Consider the following 13,905-nt stretch of genomic DNA (forward strand, 5'->3'; position numbering starts at 1 on the left):
TCAAACGTGTCCGGAACCGACCTTGATGATGGTGATCGCGTAGAACAGGACCACCAGACCGGCAAGTACAAGGCCGAGCGCAATGTTGCGCCCTCGCCGCGATTTCTTCTGCGCTTCGGTCAGCTTGACGAGTTCGATCATAGCCAGCCCCCAGCACCGCCGGATATCAGCACGGCAACAAGCCGGTCGATCAGCAGCGCGGAAAAGATCGCAAAGAGATAAAAAATAGAAAAGCCGAAGAGTTTCTTTGCCGGCACCATCTTCACGTCGCCATCGGCCATGCGCCAGACGGCGATGGAACAGTGCACGAAGATTGCGCCGAGCACGGCGGCGACGACGCCATAGCCGAGGCTCGCAAAGCCCATGAAGGCCGGCACGACGCCGACGAAGGCGGTCAGCACGGCGTAGACGACAATCTGGTTCTTGGTCGTCGGAATGCCCGAGACATTCGGCAGCATCGGTACGCCGACTGCCTCGTAGTCACCCATCTTGAAGAGCGCCAGCGCCCAGAAATGGGCCGGCGTCCAGAGGAAGATGATGAGGAACAGAACGATGCTTTCGACCGGCACGGTGCCGGTCACGCACGCCCAGCCGATGACGGGCGGAAATGCACCGGCTGCACCGCCGATGACGATGTTCTGCGGCGTCGAGCGCTTCAGCCACATCGTGTAGACGACGGCGTAGAAAAAGATGGTGAAGGCGAGAATGCCGGCGGAAAGCCAGTTGATCGCCAGGCCGAGGATCGTCACCGAGAAGCCCGACAGCACAAGGCCGAAGGCCAGGGCTTCCGACGGGCGGATGCGGCCAGACGGTATCGGCCGGCGCGCAGTGCGGCTCATGACGGCATCGATATCGGCGTCATACCACATGTTCAAGGCGCCGGATGCACCAGCACCGACGGCAATGCAGAGGATGGCGATGAAGCCAAGGACCGGATTGATGTGACCGGGCGCCAGCACGAGGCCGGTGAAGGCCGTGAAGACGACCAGCGACATCACGCGCGGCTTCAGAAGCTCGAAATAATCGCGCGCACTCGCTTCCGACAAGCCGGTTTCGGCTTGCTTCGCGAGCGCTTCGTGATTGTCGATGACCGTCATTCGTTCTTCCAATTATCCGTTGAGCCGGACGCCGCTTGGCGCGGCGTCCGGAAATGAGCCTACTTGATGCGCGGCAGCTCTTCCCACTGGTGGTGCGGCGGCGGCGACGACAGCTGCCATTCCAGCGTGGTCGCGCCCTCGCCCCAGGGATTATCGCCTGCAACGCGCTTCTTCATGAATGCATCTATAACGCCCCAGAAGAAGAAGCAAAGGCCTACGGCTGCGACATAGGAGCCGATGGAGGAAACGAAGTTCCAGCCGGCATAGGCATCCGGATAGTCGATGTAACGGCGCGGCATGCCCGCACGGCCCAGGAAGTGCTGCGGGAAGAACACCATGTTCACACCGATGAAGGTGATCCAGAAGTGCCAGTTGCCGATCCGCTCATTGTACATGTAGCCGGTCATCTTCGGGAACCAGTAGTACCAGGCGGCGAAGATGGCGAAGACGGCTCCGAGCGACAGAACGTAATGGAAGTGTGCCACCACGAAATAGGTCGCGTGCAATTCGCGGTCGAGACCGGCATTGGCAAGCTGGACGCCGGTGACACCACCGAGCGTGAACAGGAAGATGAAGCCGAGCGCCCAGATCATCGGCGTGCGGAAGTCGATGGAGCCACCCCACATCGTCGCGATCCAGGAGAAGATTTTCACGCCTGTCGGGACAGCGATGACCATCGTCGCAAACACGAAGTAGCGCTGCGTATCGAGCGAGAGGCCGGTCACGTACATGTGGTGCGCCCAGACGACGAAGCCGACAGCGCCGATCGCGACCATGGCGTAGGCCATGCCGAGATAGCCGAAGATCGGCTTGCGCGAGAAGGTCGAGATGATGTGGCTGATCATGCCGAAGCCGGGCAGGATCAGGATGTAGACTTCCGGATGGCCGAAGAACCAGAAGAGGTGCTGGTAAAGCAGCGGATCGCCGCCGCCTTCCGGCGAGAAGAACGTCGTGCCGAAATTGCGGTCCGTCAGCAGCATGGTGATGGCGCCTGCCAGAACCGGCAGCGACAGCAGCAGCAGGAACGCGGTGATCAGAACCGACCAGGCAAAGAGCGGCATCTTGTGCAGCGTCATGCCAGGAGCGCGCATGTTCAGGATGGTCGTGATGAAGTTGATCGCGCCAAGGATCGACGACGCGCCTGCGATGTGCAGCGCGAAGATCACCAGATCGATCGCCGGGCCAGGATGGCCGACCGTGCCCGACAGGGGTGCATACATCGTCCAGCCGCCGCCCGCGCCATAGGCACCAGCAGGGCCTTCAACGAACATGGAGAGGATGAGCAGCAAGAAGGCCGGGACGAGAAGCCAGAACGAAATGTTGTTCAGGCGCGGGAAGGCCATATCAGGCGCACCGATCATGATCGGCACCATCCAGTTGGCAAAACCGCCGATCATCGCCGGCATGACCATGAAGAAGATCATGATCAGCGCGTGGGCGGTGACGAAGACGTTGTACATCTGCTTGCCGCCATCGATGGCGGCATCGCCCGAAAAGCCGTAGACCATCGACGCCAGACCGCTGAAGATCTGGATGCCGGGCTCCTGCAATTCCATGCGGATGGCGACCGACAGGAGGAAGCCGATTACGCCCGCAAAGATCGCGAAGATCAGATAGAGCGTGCCGATGTCCTTGTGATTCGTCGAAAACAGCCAACGGTCGGCGAAAGATTGCTTATGAGCGTGATGATCATCATGCGCGTGAGCGTCGTGAAGATCGTGCGAGTGATCGTCGTGTGCCGTAGATCCAGCCATTGTTCCTATCCCCTCTTACTTCGCCGTGTTTTCGGCGACCTTGACGGTCGTCGGTTGGTCGACGGCGGCCATCAGAGCCTTGTTCGCCTTGCCGACATCGGTTGCCGCAGCGGCCAGCCACTGCTTGTACTGATCATCGGAGACGACGCGGATGGCGATCGGCATGAAAGAGTGATCCTTGCCGCAGAGCTCGGAACACTGTCCGTAATAGAGACCTTCACGGTCGGCATTGAACCAGGTTTCGTTCAGGCGGCCCGGAATGGCGTCGATCCTGACACCGAAGGCGGGCATGGCGAAGGAATGAATGACGTCGGTCGGCGCAGCGGTGACGAGGACACGCACATTCTTGCCGACAGGCACGACCAATTCATTGTCGACAGCGAGAAGCCGCGGATATTTCGACTTGTCGTCCTTACCGGCGGCAGTGCGGTCCTGCTCCTTCAGCATGAAGGAATCGAAGGCGACCGGCGTCGCGCCGCTGCCCTCATACTCATAATTCCACTGCCACTGCGTCGCCGTCGCCTTGACGGTGACGTCTATCTTCTCTGGGAACGTCAGCTGGTCGGTGAGAAGATTGAAGGAAGGAATAGCCAGGAAGAGAAGAATGAGGACCGGTCCGATGGTCCAGATGACCTCGATCAGCGTGTTATGGCTCGTCTTGGACGGAACCGGGTTCTTGGACGCCCGGAACTTGACCATGACCACCACAAGGAGGACCAGAACAAGCAGCGTGATCGGAATGATAAACCAAAGCGTGTATGCCTCAAACCAGCGGATTTGATGCATGTTGCCGGTTGCCGCCTGCTGCATACCGGTTTCCCAAGGTCTCGGCTGATCGGCGTAGCTACCTGTCGCAAAAAACAGACAGATCATAGCCGCCAGAGCCGCGTAAGCTCTTTTCATCACGATGTCTCTCCCTCCAGCGTTTGATCCCAGATCTTCCTCAAACGCAGTATCCCTACAATCCATTGCGCTTCAAACCACAGTTTGGGGTGCTCCGCAACAACTCAAGACATTTGTTAGTGCGGCATTTTTGCGCGAATATCCCCCCATGCTTGTCCCGGACATGGCAAGCATTTCATCATCATACGAAAAATTGCATCGCGGTCCATGGCGCCGCCGGGACAAAATGGAGTAGACGTCGTATTTCCGCCGTAGTCGGTTGGAATCCAGCAGCCGGGGCTTTTCATTTGCCAGCGTGGGCTTCAACAATAGCGGCACTGATTCGAATCTAGAGGTTTCCATGGGTTTTCGTTCCCTCGCCCGGCTTTTGCTTGTTACCGGCAGCATCGCTGCCGCAGTCGCCACACCTGTATGGGCGCAACAGGCACAGCAGACTCAGCCGCCGGCGCAGCAGACCCAACAGTTGCAACCCCAGCAGCAAGGCCAGCCGCAGCCACATACGCAGCAGGTTCCGACAAGCCAGGTTCCGCAACCGCCGGGCACGGTCCGTTCCAGCCATGGCGCATGGTCCGTCGTCTGCGACAAACCGGCCGGTGCTTCGGCCGAGCAATGCGCGCTGATGCAGAACGTGATCGCCGAAGATCGTCCGGAAATCGGTCTTTCCGTCGTCGTGCTGAAGACGGCCGACCGCAAGTCGAAAATCCTGCGCGTACTGGCGCCGCTCGGCGTACTGCTGCCGAACGGGCTCGGCCTCAATATCGACGGTAAGGATATCGGCCGCGCCTATTTCGTGCGCTGCTTCTCCGATGGCTGCTATGCCGAAGTCGTGCTCGAAGACGAATTGCTGAAGACGCTGCGCAGCGGCGCGACTGCAACCTTCATCGTCTTCCAGTCACCGGAAGAAGGCATCGGCATCCCTGTGGACTTGAAGGGCTTTGCGGAAGGCTATGACGCCCTTCCCTGATCGGATGGGCCTTGCTCTTGCGCGATGCGAAGCCTACATCGGCTCTGAACGGAGCACCTGATCCATGAATACCGATCTCCTTACCCTTTTCGATGCCGATGAAGCCAAGCTGCGCGGCATCGTTGCCCAGGCACTCGCAGGCGCCGACGACGGCGAGCTCTTCGTCGAGCATGTCCAGGCCGAATCGCTGACATTCGACAATGGTCGGATGAAGGGCGGCAGCTTCAACACCGAGCAGGGCTTCGGCCTTCGTGCCGTTGCCGGCGAAGCGGTGGGCTATGCTCATGCAGGTGATCTCTCCGAAGCCGCGCTGAAACGCGCCGCCGATGCGGTGCGCGCGGTGACGTCGGGCTATGCCGGCTCCTATGCAGCTGCGCCCCAGCGTACCAACAAGGTGCTCTATGGCGACGAGAACCCGATCGGCACGCCGAGCTTCGAGGAGAAGGCGAAGCTGCTGCAGCGGATCGACAGCTATCTGCGCGACAAGAATGACAAGGTCCGCCAAGTGACCGCATCCATCGCCGCGAGCTGGCAGGTGGTCGACATTCTTCGTGCCGACGGTCATCGCGTGCGCGATGTCAGGCCGATGACGCGTGTCAACATTTCCGTGATCGTCGGCGACGGCGACCGCCAAGAAGCCGGCTCCTTCGGCACCGGTGGGCGCATCGGCTTCGGCGATTTCGTGACGGAGGACAATTGGCACTATGGCGCCGACGAGGCCCTTCGGCAGGCTCTTGTCAATCTCGAGGCGATCGAGGCACCCGCCGGCACGATGGATGTCGTGCTCGGCTCCGGCTGGCCGGGCGTCATGCTGCATGAGGCCGTCGGCCACGGGCTGGAAGGCGATTTCAACCGCAAGAAGACCTCGGCCTTCGCCGGTCTTTTGGGTCAGATGGTGGCCGCACCCGGCGTCACCGTCGTCGATGACGGCACGATCGAGAACCGCCGCGGCTCCATCACCGTCGACGACGAAGGCACGCCTTCGGCCTACAACGTACTGATCGAGAACGGCAAGCTGGTCGGCTATATGCAGGACCGGCAGAATGCGCGGCTGATGGGCATGAAGGCGACCGGCAATGGTCGCCGTCAAGGCTATGCCCATACGCCGATGCCACGCATGACCAACACCTACATGCTCGGCGGAGACAAGACGCCGGAAGAAATCATCGCGTCGGTGAAGAAGGGTATCTATGCCGTCTCCTTCGGTGGCGGTCAGGTCGATATCACCTCTGGCAAGTTCGTCTTTGGCTGCACCGAGGCCTATCTCATCGAGAACGGCAAGATCGGCGCGCCGATCAAGGGCGCCATGCTGATCGGCAATGGACCGGATGCCATGAAGCGCGTCACCATGATAGGCAACGACATGAAGCTCGATACCGGCATCGGCAATTGCGGCAAGGCGGGCCAATGGGTTCCGGTCGGCGTCGGCCAGCCGCATCTGCGCATGGATCAGATTACTGTCGGTGGCACCAAGGCTTAAAGCCCCTGCCCTCATTATTATTCCTGCTGGCACCCATCATTCGTGGGGACGGAAGAGCCACTTGCGCTCGATGGCAGCGGGCAGATCGAGGCCGTTGCGATTCGCGAATAAAAGAATATGGCCGAGCACATCGGCCGTTTCATCGGCAAGCGCCGTTGCCAGATCCGCGTCGCTCATGCCCTTGCGGCGCCCGCGGCCGGTGACCCTGTTCCAGATCTGGATCAACTCGCCCAACTCCTCCTGGAGTTTCAGGACGAACCAGTCGTCGTCGCGTTCCAGGCCGTTATCGGCGGCATAGGTCGCAGAAGCCGCTTCGAATTGCTTCATCAGATCTGGCAGCATCGATATCGTTCCCCTTATGTTCTTTTTATTAATGAACGATTCCCACGCAAAAGTCGATCCGGCAAAAAATAGGCCGGCGGAGTTTCGCTCCGCCGGCCCATACTGTGTGATTCGGATAATGCTCAGCCCTTGCTCGGCAGCAGCATGCAGTCAAAGTCCTTACGCTTCAACGCGGAGCAGGCGGAGTTCGCATCATCCCGGCTGGCAAAGCCGACGAAGCGGGCGCGATAGACGGTGTTGCCACCCTTGCCGACAGCCTCGGTATAGGGTGAGGCGTTGGCGAGCGCATTGCCGGCCTTGGATTTCGCCTCGGAAAGCAAATCCTTGGCTGCCTGGGCCGTTGGGGTTGCGGCGATCTGCACCTGCCAGCTGCCGGTTGCGGCCGACTTGTTGGCAACGAGGATCTCGTCCATCGCGGCCGGGCGGTCCATCGGTACGGTAACGTTCGAGGCCGCAGCAAATGCCATCGGGACGACCTCGGTACGCTTGCGCGCCGGCGCCGGAGTGGTCGTTGCAGTGGTCTGGGCATCGACGTCGACGGCAGCGTCATCGGATGCGGAGGCCACTTCGACCGGCCTTGACGCCTTGCCGCCGCCGACGCTTGCAATCAGGCGCGATGCCGAAACGGCGCTTGCCTTCGGAATATAGCGATCGAGCAGCGAGGCCATCAACGCGTCGCGGCCACGCGCGGTCGCACCGCCCATGACGACGCCGATCACGCGGCGATTGCCCTGGCGCACGGCGCTGACGAGGTTAAAGCCGGAGGCATTGGTATAGCCGGTCTTGATGCCATCCATGCCTTCATAGCGATACATCAGATTGTTGTGACCGCGAACGCTGCGGCCACGATAGTTGAAACCGGCCTGCGAGAAGAGCCGGTATTCCTGGGGATAGTTGTTGATGAGCGCGACGGCGAGCGTCGACATATCGCGGGCTGTCGTCCACTGCTGCATGTTCGGAAGGCCGGACGCATTCAGGAAGGTGGTGCGGCGCATGCCGATTTCGCGGGCCTTCTGCGTCATCAGCCGGGCAAAGCCGCTTTCGCTTCCGCCGAGCGCTTCCGCCATGGCGGCTGCGGCATCGTTGGCGGACTTGATGATCATGCCGTCGACGGCTTCACGAACGGTCACCGTACCGCCGGGCTTGAGGCCCAGCTTGGTCGGGGGCTTGGCAGCGGCGAAACGCGATACCGGGATCCGGGTGTTCCAGCTCAGCTTGCCGCGGTGGATCGCCTCGAAGGTCATGTACAAGGTCATCATCTTAGTCAGCGATGCCGGATGGTTGAGGTCATCCGCATTGCTTGATGCCAGTACCTTGCCGGTCTTCGCATCCATGATGAAATATGCGCTGCCCGCGAAGCTCGCCGCAGGAGCGCCCAATAGCAAGACGGCCGCCGACAGAGCCATCAGAAGTCTTTTCATAATTGTCCCCAACCGAAAGAATGCCAACACACCGCATCAATCCCTGTATGATTTTGCGACAAAAAGCCTGATACCGGTGCGATATTGAGGCAACAGCCTCGATAGTTCCTCAATTTTGCCTTTCCTGGTAAAATAAGCATTAACGCATTGGAAATTATGACAAAGATTCAGTAAGGTTTAACGGGCATGCGCTACAGCGTTGACATTGGTCAACCGGGTCGAGCCGCATGGAACAGGGCATCAAGGTCCGCATCAAGCGCACGATGATCTCCAGCGGACTGGAGGCTGCCGCAATCTTGAAGGGTGCGGGGCTTATGCGTGCCGTTGCTGGCCTCGGCACGATATTCACCCTTCATCACGTTCGCCCTCCTCTTCCCCGCAGGTTTGCGCCCAATGCGCATCTGGAGGTTTCGCCTGATTTTCTTGACCAGGCGATCGCCCGGCTGAAGCAGGACGGTTACGAGTTCGTCGCGCTCGACACCCTTCCTTCAAGAACAAAGAGCGCTGCCGGCAAACCGCCCTTCGTCGCCTTCACGCTCGACGACGGCAATCGCAACAATCTCGATCATGCTCTGCCGATCTTTGCGCGCCACAACGCACCCTTCACCGTCTTCGTCGCCCAAGGGCTTTCGGAACGGACCCATAGCATATGGTGGGAGACGCTGGCCGAGTTGCTCGGCCGGCTGGACCGGCTGACATTCGATTTCGGGTCGGGAGAAGAATTCCTGCCGCTCGGCAAGGACAGCCAGAAGCATGCCGCGTTTGCACGCTTTGCCGCCTTCGTCCATAGCCATGAGGAAAGCGAAGCCGTCGGCCGGATCGATGAGCTTGCCCGGCGTCGCGGCCTGGAACCGCTCGAGCTCGTCCACGCATCGGTCATGGGTCGGGACGAATTGCGGCAACTCGCCCGGCACCCGCTTGCTTCGCTGGGGGCACATACGGTGAGCCATCGGGCGCTGGCGAGGCTCCCGGAAGCGGAGGCCGCAGCCGAGATGGCGCTCTCGGCTGATTATGTCGCCGACATCGCCGGAAAGCGGCCAGCCGCAGTCGCCTATCCCTATGGCACGAACGAGGCCGTCTCGCCGCGCGAAGGACGGCTTGCGAAGGAGCTGGGCTTTTCCGTCGGTGTCACCACGCGCCCCGGCACGATCACGGTAACAAATGGCAATGCACCGATGCTGCTGCCGCGACTATCGCTGAACGGGCATTATCAGAAGCCGCGTTATGCGTCGGCGCTCGCTTCCGGCATCCCCATGCGGCTGATGGGGCGCCGGGAAACGGCATAGGACTTACGGATACATCCGCACCTTCTGCCAGGCACCTTCCGGCATGTCGCGGCGAAACTCGATGCGATCGTGCAAGCGGAACTGGCGGTCGTGCCAGAATTCGATCGAAAGCGGCCGGATGCGAAAGCCGGACCAGTAAGGCGGGCGCGGAATATCGCCGATCGCGTAACGCGCGGTATATTCGGCAACTGCCTTTTCCAGCGCAAAACGACCCTCAAGAGGACGCGACTGCTTCGAAGCCCAAGCGCCGATGCGGCTGCCGCGAGCCCTTGTCTTATAGTATTCGTCGGCTTCCTTGTCGCTCACCACTTCAACCAGACCCCGCAGGCGCACCTGGCGTCGCAGCGACTTCCAGTGGAAGCACATGGCCGCTTTCTTCTGGGAAAGAATTTCTTGACCTTTCTGGCTCTCGAAATTTGTATAGAATACGAATCCGTCGCTATCGAAACCCTTCAGAAGAACCATGCGAACGTTTGGCAAACCATCCTTATCCACCGTTGCCAGCGCTACCGCATTCGGATCGTTCGGTTCGGTGGTCTCCGCCTCGCGCAGCCAGGCCGCAAAAAGAGTGAAAGGTTCGTTCTGTTCGGTGAAGTCACCGCTTGTTAACTCGTTTTCCGACATATTAATTCAAAAGCTCCGCAATTCCCAATAACCGCTGGCCCCTCTGGCTGGCCAAAATGCTCGGGTGGAAGTCATAGCAAAGTCGATCGTTCATACAAAGCGCAAGCTTGCAAAAGGCGTGACGATGGCTGTCGCCCTAGTCTCCCTTTTCGCTCTTGGCGGCTGCGTCGGCGGCGGCATGGACTATCTGAGCTCCGCCAAGGTGGATCGCAGCGTCTCTACCGGCACGGTACCGACGGCTGCAGTGACGACCGACAGCATGTCCGACGAAACCACCGTGCGCAATGCCGTCACCTCGGCGGACCTCCATAAGCTCAACGGCCAGCCCATACCCTGGGCAAACACCTCTACCGGCAGTGCCGGCGTCATCGACGCCATCGTGGAAAGCAACGCCTCCGGCGTGGTCTGCCGTCAATTCCGCACCAGCCGACACTCCTATCAGGGCGTTGCCAACTTCTCTGGCAGGACTTGCCTCGTCGGCCTCGGCGAATGGCAGTTGCTCAGCTTTCAGCAGGCGGGCTGACCGCCCCTCTCCCCTTCCCGCGGCCTAAAATCAGTTCACGCTGATAAGCATTCTATTGTAATCGACGTTCCGTTTCCGACTACAAATCCCGAGCCCCCCGTTAGTGATCGGCTAACCATGCCTTGAAATGGAGGCCTTTGGCCCCCATCCGCCGTAACGCCTGATTAGCAACTTTTCCCGCAGGATCGGCACATCGGCGCATCAGGCCTGCCTCCCATGACGGGAAGCAGGATGGCGAAGCGCTATCAACTGGTTCTTTGCTTGGGGTGCTGCGATGGGGCTGAGCACATCCACGAATGATGGCGGGAAAGATGCGCGATCCGTATAAGGTGCTGGGCGTTAGGAAGGATGCGGGGGCGGACGAAATCAAGTCCGCCTGGCGCAGTCTGGCGAAGACCGCCCATCCCGATCACAATCTGGGCGATCCAACCGCGTCGGAGCGGTTTGCCGAAATCGGCCGTGCCTACGAGACGTTGAAGGATCCGCAGAAGCGCAGCCGTTACGATCAGATCGCGCGCATGGCCGAGGCGAAGGGCCAAAGCCACGAGCAGACGATCATGCAGCAGCGGCAGGCGGCCCGCGAGGCCGCCGAGCGAGCCAAGGCCGCGCGCGCCAATGCCGAAAAGATCATGGAAGAGCTTGCCAGGGCCAATGCCCGCAAGGCGGCAGCCACCGCCGCATCCGGCCAGCAGGGCAACGCCGCCGAATCCCCAGAGGATATGGTCGAGCGCATTTTCGGAGTGAAAACCGCCCAGGCGCAGCAGGCACAAGCCACGGCGGCCGCCGGCGCACCACAGGCGGAAAAACCGCAGGAGCAACCCAATACCGCGGCACCGGAAGAGCCGCAGGTGGAAGAAGAGCAGTTGGCGGCAGCCTCAGCCGGCTCACGTTCGGCCTTCGGCATTCTCGGTTCGCTGGTGCGACGCATCACGGGCGGCAATGCGCCCGAAAAGCCCCCGGAAAAAACCCCGGAGGTCGCCGCCGAAGCAACGGTGACACTCGACGACATGCTGAAGAGCCGCTGGATTACCGTTCCGCTGCCCGACAGCCGCGAAGCGCGCTTCCAGGCGACGACGGACATCTCCAATGGCCAGGTGCTTCACCTGAAGGGCCAGGGACTGAAGCTGCAGGGCATGCTGCGCGGCGATGTCGCCGTTACCGTTCATCTGTCGACCGACGGACGCTTCACGCTCAACGGCAGCGATGTCCGCACAATATTGCCCGTGACCATCGAGAATGCGGTCCTCGGCTGCGAGACCACGGTCGAAGGATTGAACGGGCCGGTCAGGATCACGGTGCCAGCCTGGTCCGGTTCGGATCAGGTCGTGCGCATTTCCGGTGAGGGTTTGCCCGACGGCAATGGCGCAAAAGGCGATCTCATCGTCGAATTGCGGCTGATGCTGTGGGAAAAACCCGACGATAAGGTCACGGATCTCATGCGCAGCATGCGCGAAGGCCTTTTCCTGTGAAATTTTGGTGACAACAGCACCCTTTGTTACGATCCCTAACAGTTGATGATCTTTACGATGCTTGAACAGGGGAACGGCCTATGCCATAGGCAGGGTCATTCGAAAGTTCAAGGGAGCAGAATATGGCTCAATCCACTGGCCTCATGGCAGGCAAGCGCGGCGTCATCCTCGGCGTAGCAAACAACCGTTCGATAGCGTGGGGTATTGCCAAGGCCTGTTCGGATGCCGGAGCCGAAATCGCATTGACGTGGCAGGGCGATGCCCTGAAGAAGCGCGTCGAGCCGCTTGCTCAGGAACTCGGCGCCTTCATGGCAGGCCATTGTGACGTGACCGAACCGGCAACGATCGATGCCGTCATCGACACGCTGGAAGCGAAATGGGGCAAGATCGATTTCGTCGTGCACGCCATTGCGTTTTCCGACAAGGACGAACTGACCGGCCGTTACCTCGATACCAGCCGCGACAACTTCACGAAGACGATGGACATCTCCGTCTATTCGTTCACGGCAGTTGCACAGCGCGCCGAGCGAATCATGAATGACGGCGGCTCGATGATCACCCTCACCTATTACGGTGCGGAAAAGGTCATGCCGCATTACAACGTCATGGGTGTCGCCAAGGCCGCTCTCGAAGCAAGCGTGCGCTATCTGGCAGTCGACCTCGGCAGCCGCGGCATCCGCGTCAACGCGATCTCGGCCGGCCCAATCAAGACGCTCGCAGCTTCCGGCATAGGTGATTTCCGCTACATACTGAAGTGGAACGAGTACAATGCGCCGCTAAAGCGGACTGTCACGATCGACGAAGTCGGCAATTCCGCCCTCTATCTGCTGTCCGACCTGTCGACGGCCGTCACCGGCGAAATCCACCACGTCGATTCCGGCTATCACACGGTCGGCATGAAGGCCGTGGATGCGCCCGACATTTCCGTCGCGAAGGACTGACCAACAGGAATCTGACCGTGTCGCCCATACTCTATGTGATACGCCACGGTCAGACCGACTGGAATGCCGAGCGCCGCCTGCAAGGGCAGAAGGATATTGATCTGAACGCCATCGGCCGCGAGCAGGCCCGGCAGAACGGCATCGATCTCGCCGAAATCCTCGCCTTCGAAAACATAGCCTTCGATTTCGTCGCCAGCCCCTTGCGGCGCACGCGCGAAACCATGGAAATCGCGCGCGATGCCATGGGTCTGCCACCCAAGGATTATCGCACGGACGAAAGGCTCGTCGAGCTGTCGTTCGGCGCCTGGGAGGGCTTTACCCTCAAGGAATTGAAGGTGACGGCGCCCGACCGGCTTGCCGAGCGCAAGGCGAACAAATGGGACTTTATCCCGCCTGGCGATGACGCCGAAAGCTACGAAATCCTGTCATGGCGGGTCGGCTCGTGGCTAGCATCGGTCGATCGTCCCACCGTCTGCGTCACACATGGCGGCGTCATCCGCACGCTATTTCGTCTGATCGGCGATGTTGAAAAGGAAGAGGCGGCTGAAATCCCGATCCATCAGGACCAGATCCTAAAGGTCGATCCACAGATGAAGATCATCGGCTGGATGTAGACGGTTCCCAACCGAGCGCGGATGGCTGCACGGTCTGACAGCTACGGAAGAAGAGCAATCAGCTTGAAAGCGGGAAATTCGCCCGAGACGGCCGGTTTGCCCGGCGGCACCACCATTTACTGAACGATATCGAGATCGTTGACAACGCGCTTGCCGTCAACTTCCGTATAGAAGACCACGACCTTCACGCCAGCCTGCAGGCCACTGAAATCAAAATCCTCAGGCACCTGATAGCTCTTCCCATCATCCAGCGTGATATTGAAATTCTTGGTGTCGACCTTCTTGATGATGGCCTCGACATCCGCGCTTTCGGCAAAGCCCGCGACAGGAGCAAGCAGGCTTGCCGTGGCCAAAAGCGTCGCTACAAAGAAGCGCATCGTCGTCACCCTTCAGGTCAGTTTGCTTTTCATTTCTTATTGCGATGTAGAAAACACGTCGAATATGGCGGAAGTTGCCCCCAATAGTGGCTTCGCTCGCCCAATTGGTG

15 protein-coding genes are annotated in these 13,905 nt (G+C 60.1%); 7 read left to right on the forward strand and 8 right to left on the reverse strand.

What is annotated here, in order from left to right:
• From GA0061100_RS34480 to coxB, 4 genes are read right to left on the reverse strand one after another with little or no spacing between them, the layout of a single operon-like run.
• The gene (locus tag GA0061100_RS34480; RefSeq protein WP_015339051.1) at positions 1-141 is read right to left on the reverse strand and encodes a hypothetical protein; all 141 of its coding nucleotides are present in this window, start codon (positions 139-141) and stop codon (positions 1-3) included.
• Positions 138-1,097, reverse strand: a complete 960-nt coding sequence (locus GA0061100_RS25010; RefSeq protein ID WP_075855537.1) for a heme o synthase — start codon at positions 1,095-1,097, stop codon at positions 138-140. Before GA0061100_RS25010 ends, GA0061100_RS34480 begins: the two co-directional genes overlap by 4 nt.
• Positions 1,098-1,156: 59 nt before the next feature.
• Positions 1,157-2,851, reverse strand: a complete 1,695-nt coding sequence (gene ctaD, locus GA0061100_RS25015; RefSeq protein WP_075855538.1) for a cytochrome c oxidase subunit I — start codon at positions 2,849-2,851, stop codon at positions 1,157-1,159.
• A gap of 15 nt (positions 2,852-2,866) precedes the next feature.
• A complete protein-coding gene (gene coxB / locus GA0061100_RS25020; RefSeq protein ID WP_075855539.1) occupies positions 2,867-3,754 on the reverse strand; it encodes a cytochrome c oxidase subunit II in 888 nt (295 codons plus the stop codon).
• A gap of 340 nt (positions 3,755-4,094) precedes the next feature.
• On the opposite strand from coxB, the gene GA0061100_RS25025 reads away from it, so the two are divergent.
• Positions 4,095-4,718 carry an invasion associated locus B family protein gene (locus GA0061100_RS25025; protein WP_075855741.1) on the forward strand — a complete coding sequence of 208 codons (624 nt, stop codon included), beginning with the start codon at positions 4,095-4,097 and terminating at the stop codon, positions 4,716-4,718.
• Between the two features lie 64 nt (positions 4,719-4,782).
• Positions 4,783-6,198 (forward strand): metalloprotease TldD, encoded by a 1,416-nt coding sequence (tldD, locus tag GA0061100_RS25030; protein ID WP_075855540.1) that lies wholly within the window; start codon positions 4,783-4,785, stop codon positions 6,196-6,198.
• A gap of 36 nt (positions 6,199-6,234) precedes the next feature.
• Here tldD and GA0061100_RS25035 read toward each other — a convergent pair whose 3' ends face one another.
• Both GA0061100_RS25035 and GA0061100_RS25040 read right to left on the reverse strand, forming a co-directional pair.
• Positions 6,235-6,540, reverse strand: a complete 306-nt coding sequence (locus GA0061100_RS25035) for a nucleoside triphosphate pyrophosphohydrolase family protein (RefSeq protein WP_075855541.1) — start codon at positions 6,538-6,540, stop codon at positions 6,235-6,237.
• A 122-nt stretch (positions 6,541-6,662) separates the two neighbouring features.
• Complete coding sequence (locus GA0061100_RS25040) at positions 6,663-7,961, reverse strand: D-alanyl-D-alanine carboxypeptidase family protein (RefSeq protein WP_075855542.1); 1,299 nt, start codon at positions 7,959-7,961, stop codon at positions 6,663-6,665.
• A 227-nt stretch (positions 7,962-8,188) separates the two neighbouring features.
• Here GA0061100_RS25040 and GA0061100_RS25045 point away from each other — a divergent pair, with 227 nt between their 5' ends.
• Complete coding sequence (locus tag GA0061100_RS25045; protein WP_075855543.1) at positions 8,189-9,247, forward strand: polysaccharide deacetylase family protein; 1,059 nt, start codon at positions 8,189-8,191, stop codon at positions 9,245-9,247.
• A gap of 3 nt (positions 9,248-9,250) precedes the next feature.
• Here the strand turns inward: GA0061100_RS25045 and pdxH are convergent, their stop codons facing one another.
• Complete coding sequence (pdxH, locus tag GA0061100_RS25050; RefSeq protein ID WP_075855544.1) at positions 9,251-9,871, reverse strand: pyridoxamine 5'-phosphate oxidase; 621 nt, start codon at positions 9,869-9,871, stop codon at positions 9,251-9,253.
• 64 nt (positions 9,872-9,935) lie between these two features.
• Between pdxH and GA0061100_RS25055 the strand changes: the two genes are divergently transcribed.
• The 4 genes from GA0061100_RS25055 to GA0061100_RS25070 all read left to right on the forward strand — a co-directional run bounded on the left by GA0061100_RS25055 (position 9,936) and on the right by GA0061100_RS25070 (position 13,418).
• On the forward strand, positions 9,936-10,394 hold the full coding sequence (locus GA0061100_RS25055; protein ID WP_075855545.1) for an RT0821/Lpp0805 family surface protein: 459 nt from the start codon (positions 9,936-9,938) through the stop codon (positions 10,392-10,394).
• A 311-nt stretch (positions 10,395-10,705) separates the two neighbouring features.
• Entirely contained in the window at positions 10,706-11,863 is a 1,158-nt protein-coding gene (locus GA0061100_RS25060) for a DnaJ domain-containing protein (RefSeq protein WP_075855546.1), read from the forward strand.
• 122 nt (positions 11,864-11,985) lie between these two features.
• Positions 11,986-12,804: an enoyl-ACP reductase FabI gene (gene fabI, locus GA0061100_RS25065; protein ID WP_075855547.1), complete on the forward strand. Its 819-nt coding sequence runs from the start codon at positions 11,986-11,988 to the stop codon at positions 12,802-12,804.
• Between the two features lie 17 nt (positions 12,805-12,821).
• Positions 12,822-13,418, forward strand: a complete 597-nt coding sequence (locus GA0061100_RS25070; RefSeq protein ID WP_075855548.1) for a histidine phosphatase family protein — start codon at positions 12,822-12,824, stop codon at positions 13,416-13,418.
• 116 nt (positions 13,419-13,534) lie between these two features.
• Here the strand turns inward: GA0061100_RS25070 and GA0061100_RS25075 are convergent, their stop codons facing one another.
• On the reverse strand, positions 13,535-13,795 hold the full coding sequence (locus GA0061100_RS25075) for a DUF1344 domain-containing protein (protein WP_075855549.1): 261 nt from the start codon (positions 13,793-13,795) through the stop codon (positions 13,535-13,537).
• Positions 13,796-13,905: the final 110 nt, after the last annotated feature.

Source organism: Martinezella hainanensis (assembly GCF_900094555.1).
In the GTDB taxonomy this organism is placed as follows: domain Bacteria; phylum Pseudomonadota; class Alphaproteobacteria; order Rhizobiales; family Rhizobiaceae; genus Rhizobium; species Rhizobium hainanense.

Excerpts from the sequence above, each read along its gene's own strand:
- GA0061100_RS34480 (WP_015339051.1), bottom strand. The coding sequence starts at position 141 with ATGATCGAACTCGTCAAGCTGACCGAAGCGCAGAAGAAATCGCGGCGA.
- GA0061100_RS25010 (WP_075855537.1), bottom strand. The coding sequence starts at position 1,097 with ATGACGGTCATCGACAATCACGAAGCGCTCGCGAAGCAAGCCGAAACC.
- ctaD (WP_075855538.1), bottom strand. The coding sequence starts at position 2,851 with ATGGCTGGATCTACGGCACACGACGATCACTCGCACGATCTTCACGAC.
- coxB (WP_075855539.1), bottom strand. The coding sequence starts at position 3,754 with ATGAAAAGAGCTTACGCGGCTCTGGCGGCTATGATCTGTCTGTTTTTT.
- GA0061100_RS25025 (WP_075855741.1), top strand. The coding sequence starts at position 4,095 with ATGGGTTTTCGTTCCCTCGCCCGGCTTTTGCTTGTTACCGGCAGCATC.
- tldD (WP_075855540.1), top strand. The coding sequence starts at position 4,783 with ATGAATACCGATCTCCTTACCCTTTTCGATGCCGATGAAGCCAAGCTG.
- GA0061100_RS25035 (WP_075855541.1), bottom strand. The coding sequence starts at position 6,540 with ATGCTGCCAGATCTGATGAAGCAATTCGAAGCGGCTTCTGCGACCTAT.
- GA0061100_RS25040 (WP_075855542.1), bottom strand. The coding sequence starts at position 7,961 with ATGAAAAGACTTCTGATGGCTCTGTCGGCGGCCGTCTTGCTATTGGGC.
- GA0061100_RS25045 (WP_075855543.1), top strand. The coding sequence starts at position 8,189 with ATGGAACAGGGCATCAAGGTCCGCATCAAGCGCACGATGATCTCCAGC.
- pdxH (WP_075855544.1), bottom strand. The coding sequence starts at position 9,871 with ATGTCGGAAAACGAGTTAACAAGCGGTGACTTCACCGAACAGAACGAA.
- GA0061100_RS25060 (WP_075855546.1), top strand. The coding sequence starts at position 10,706 with ATGCGCGATCCGTATAAGGTGCTGGGCGTTAGGAAGGATGCGGGGGCG.
- fabI (WP_075855547.1), top strand. The coding sequence starts at position 11,986 with ATGGCTCAATCCACTGGCCTCATGGCAGGCAAGCGCGGCGTCATCCTC.
- GA0061100_RS25075 (WP_075855549.1), bottom strand. The coding sequence starts at position 13,795 with ATGCGCTTCTTTGTAGCGACGCTTTTGGCCACGGCAAGCCTGCTTGCT.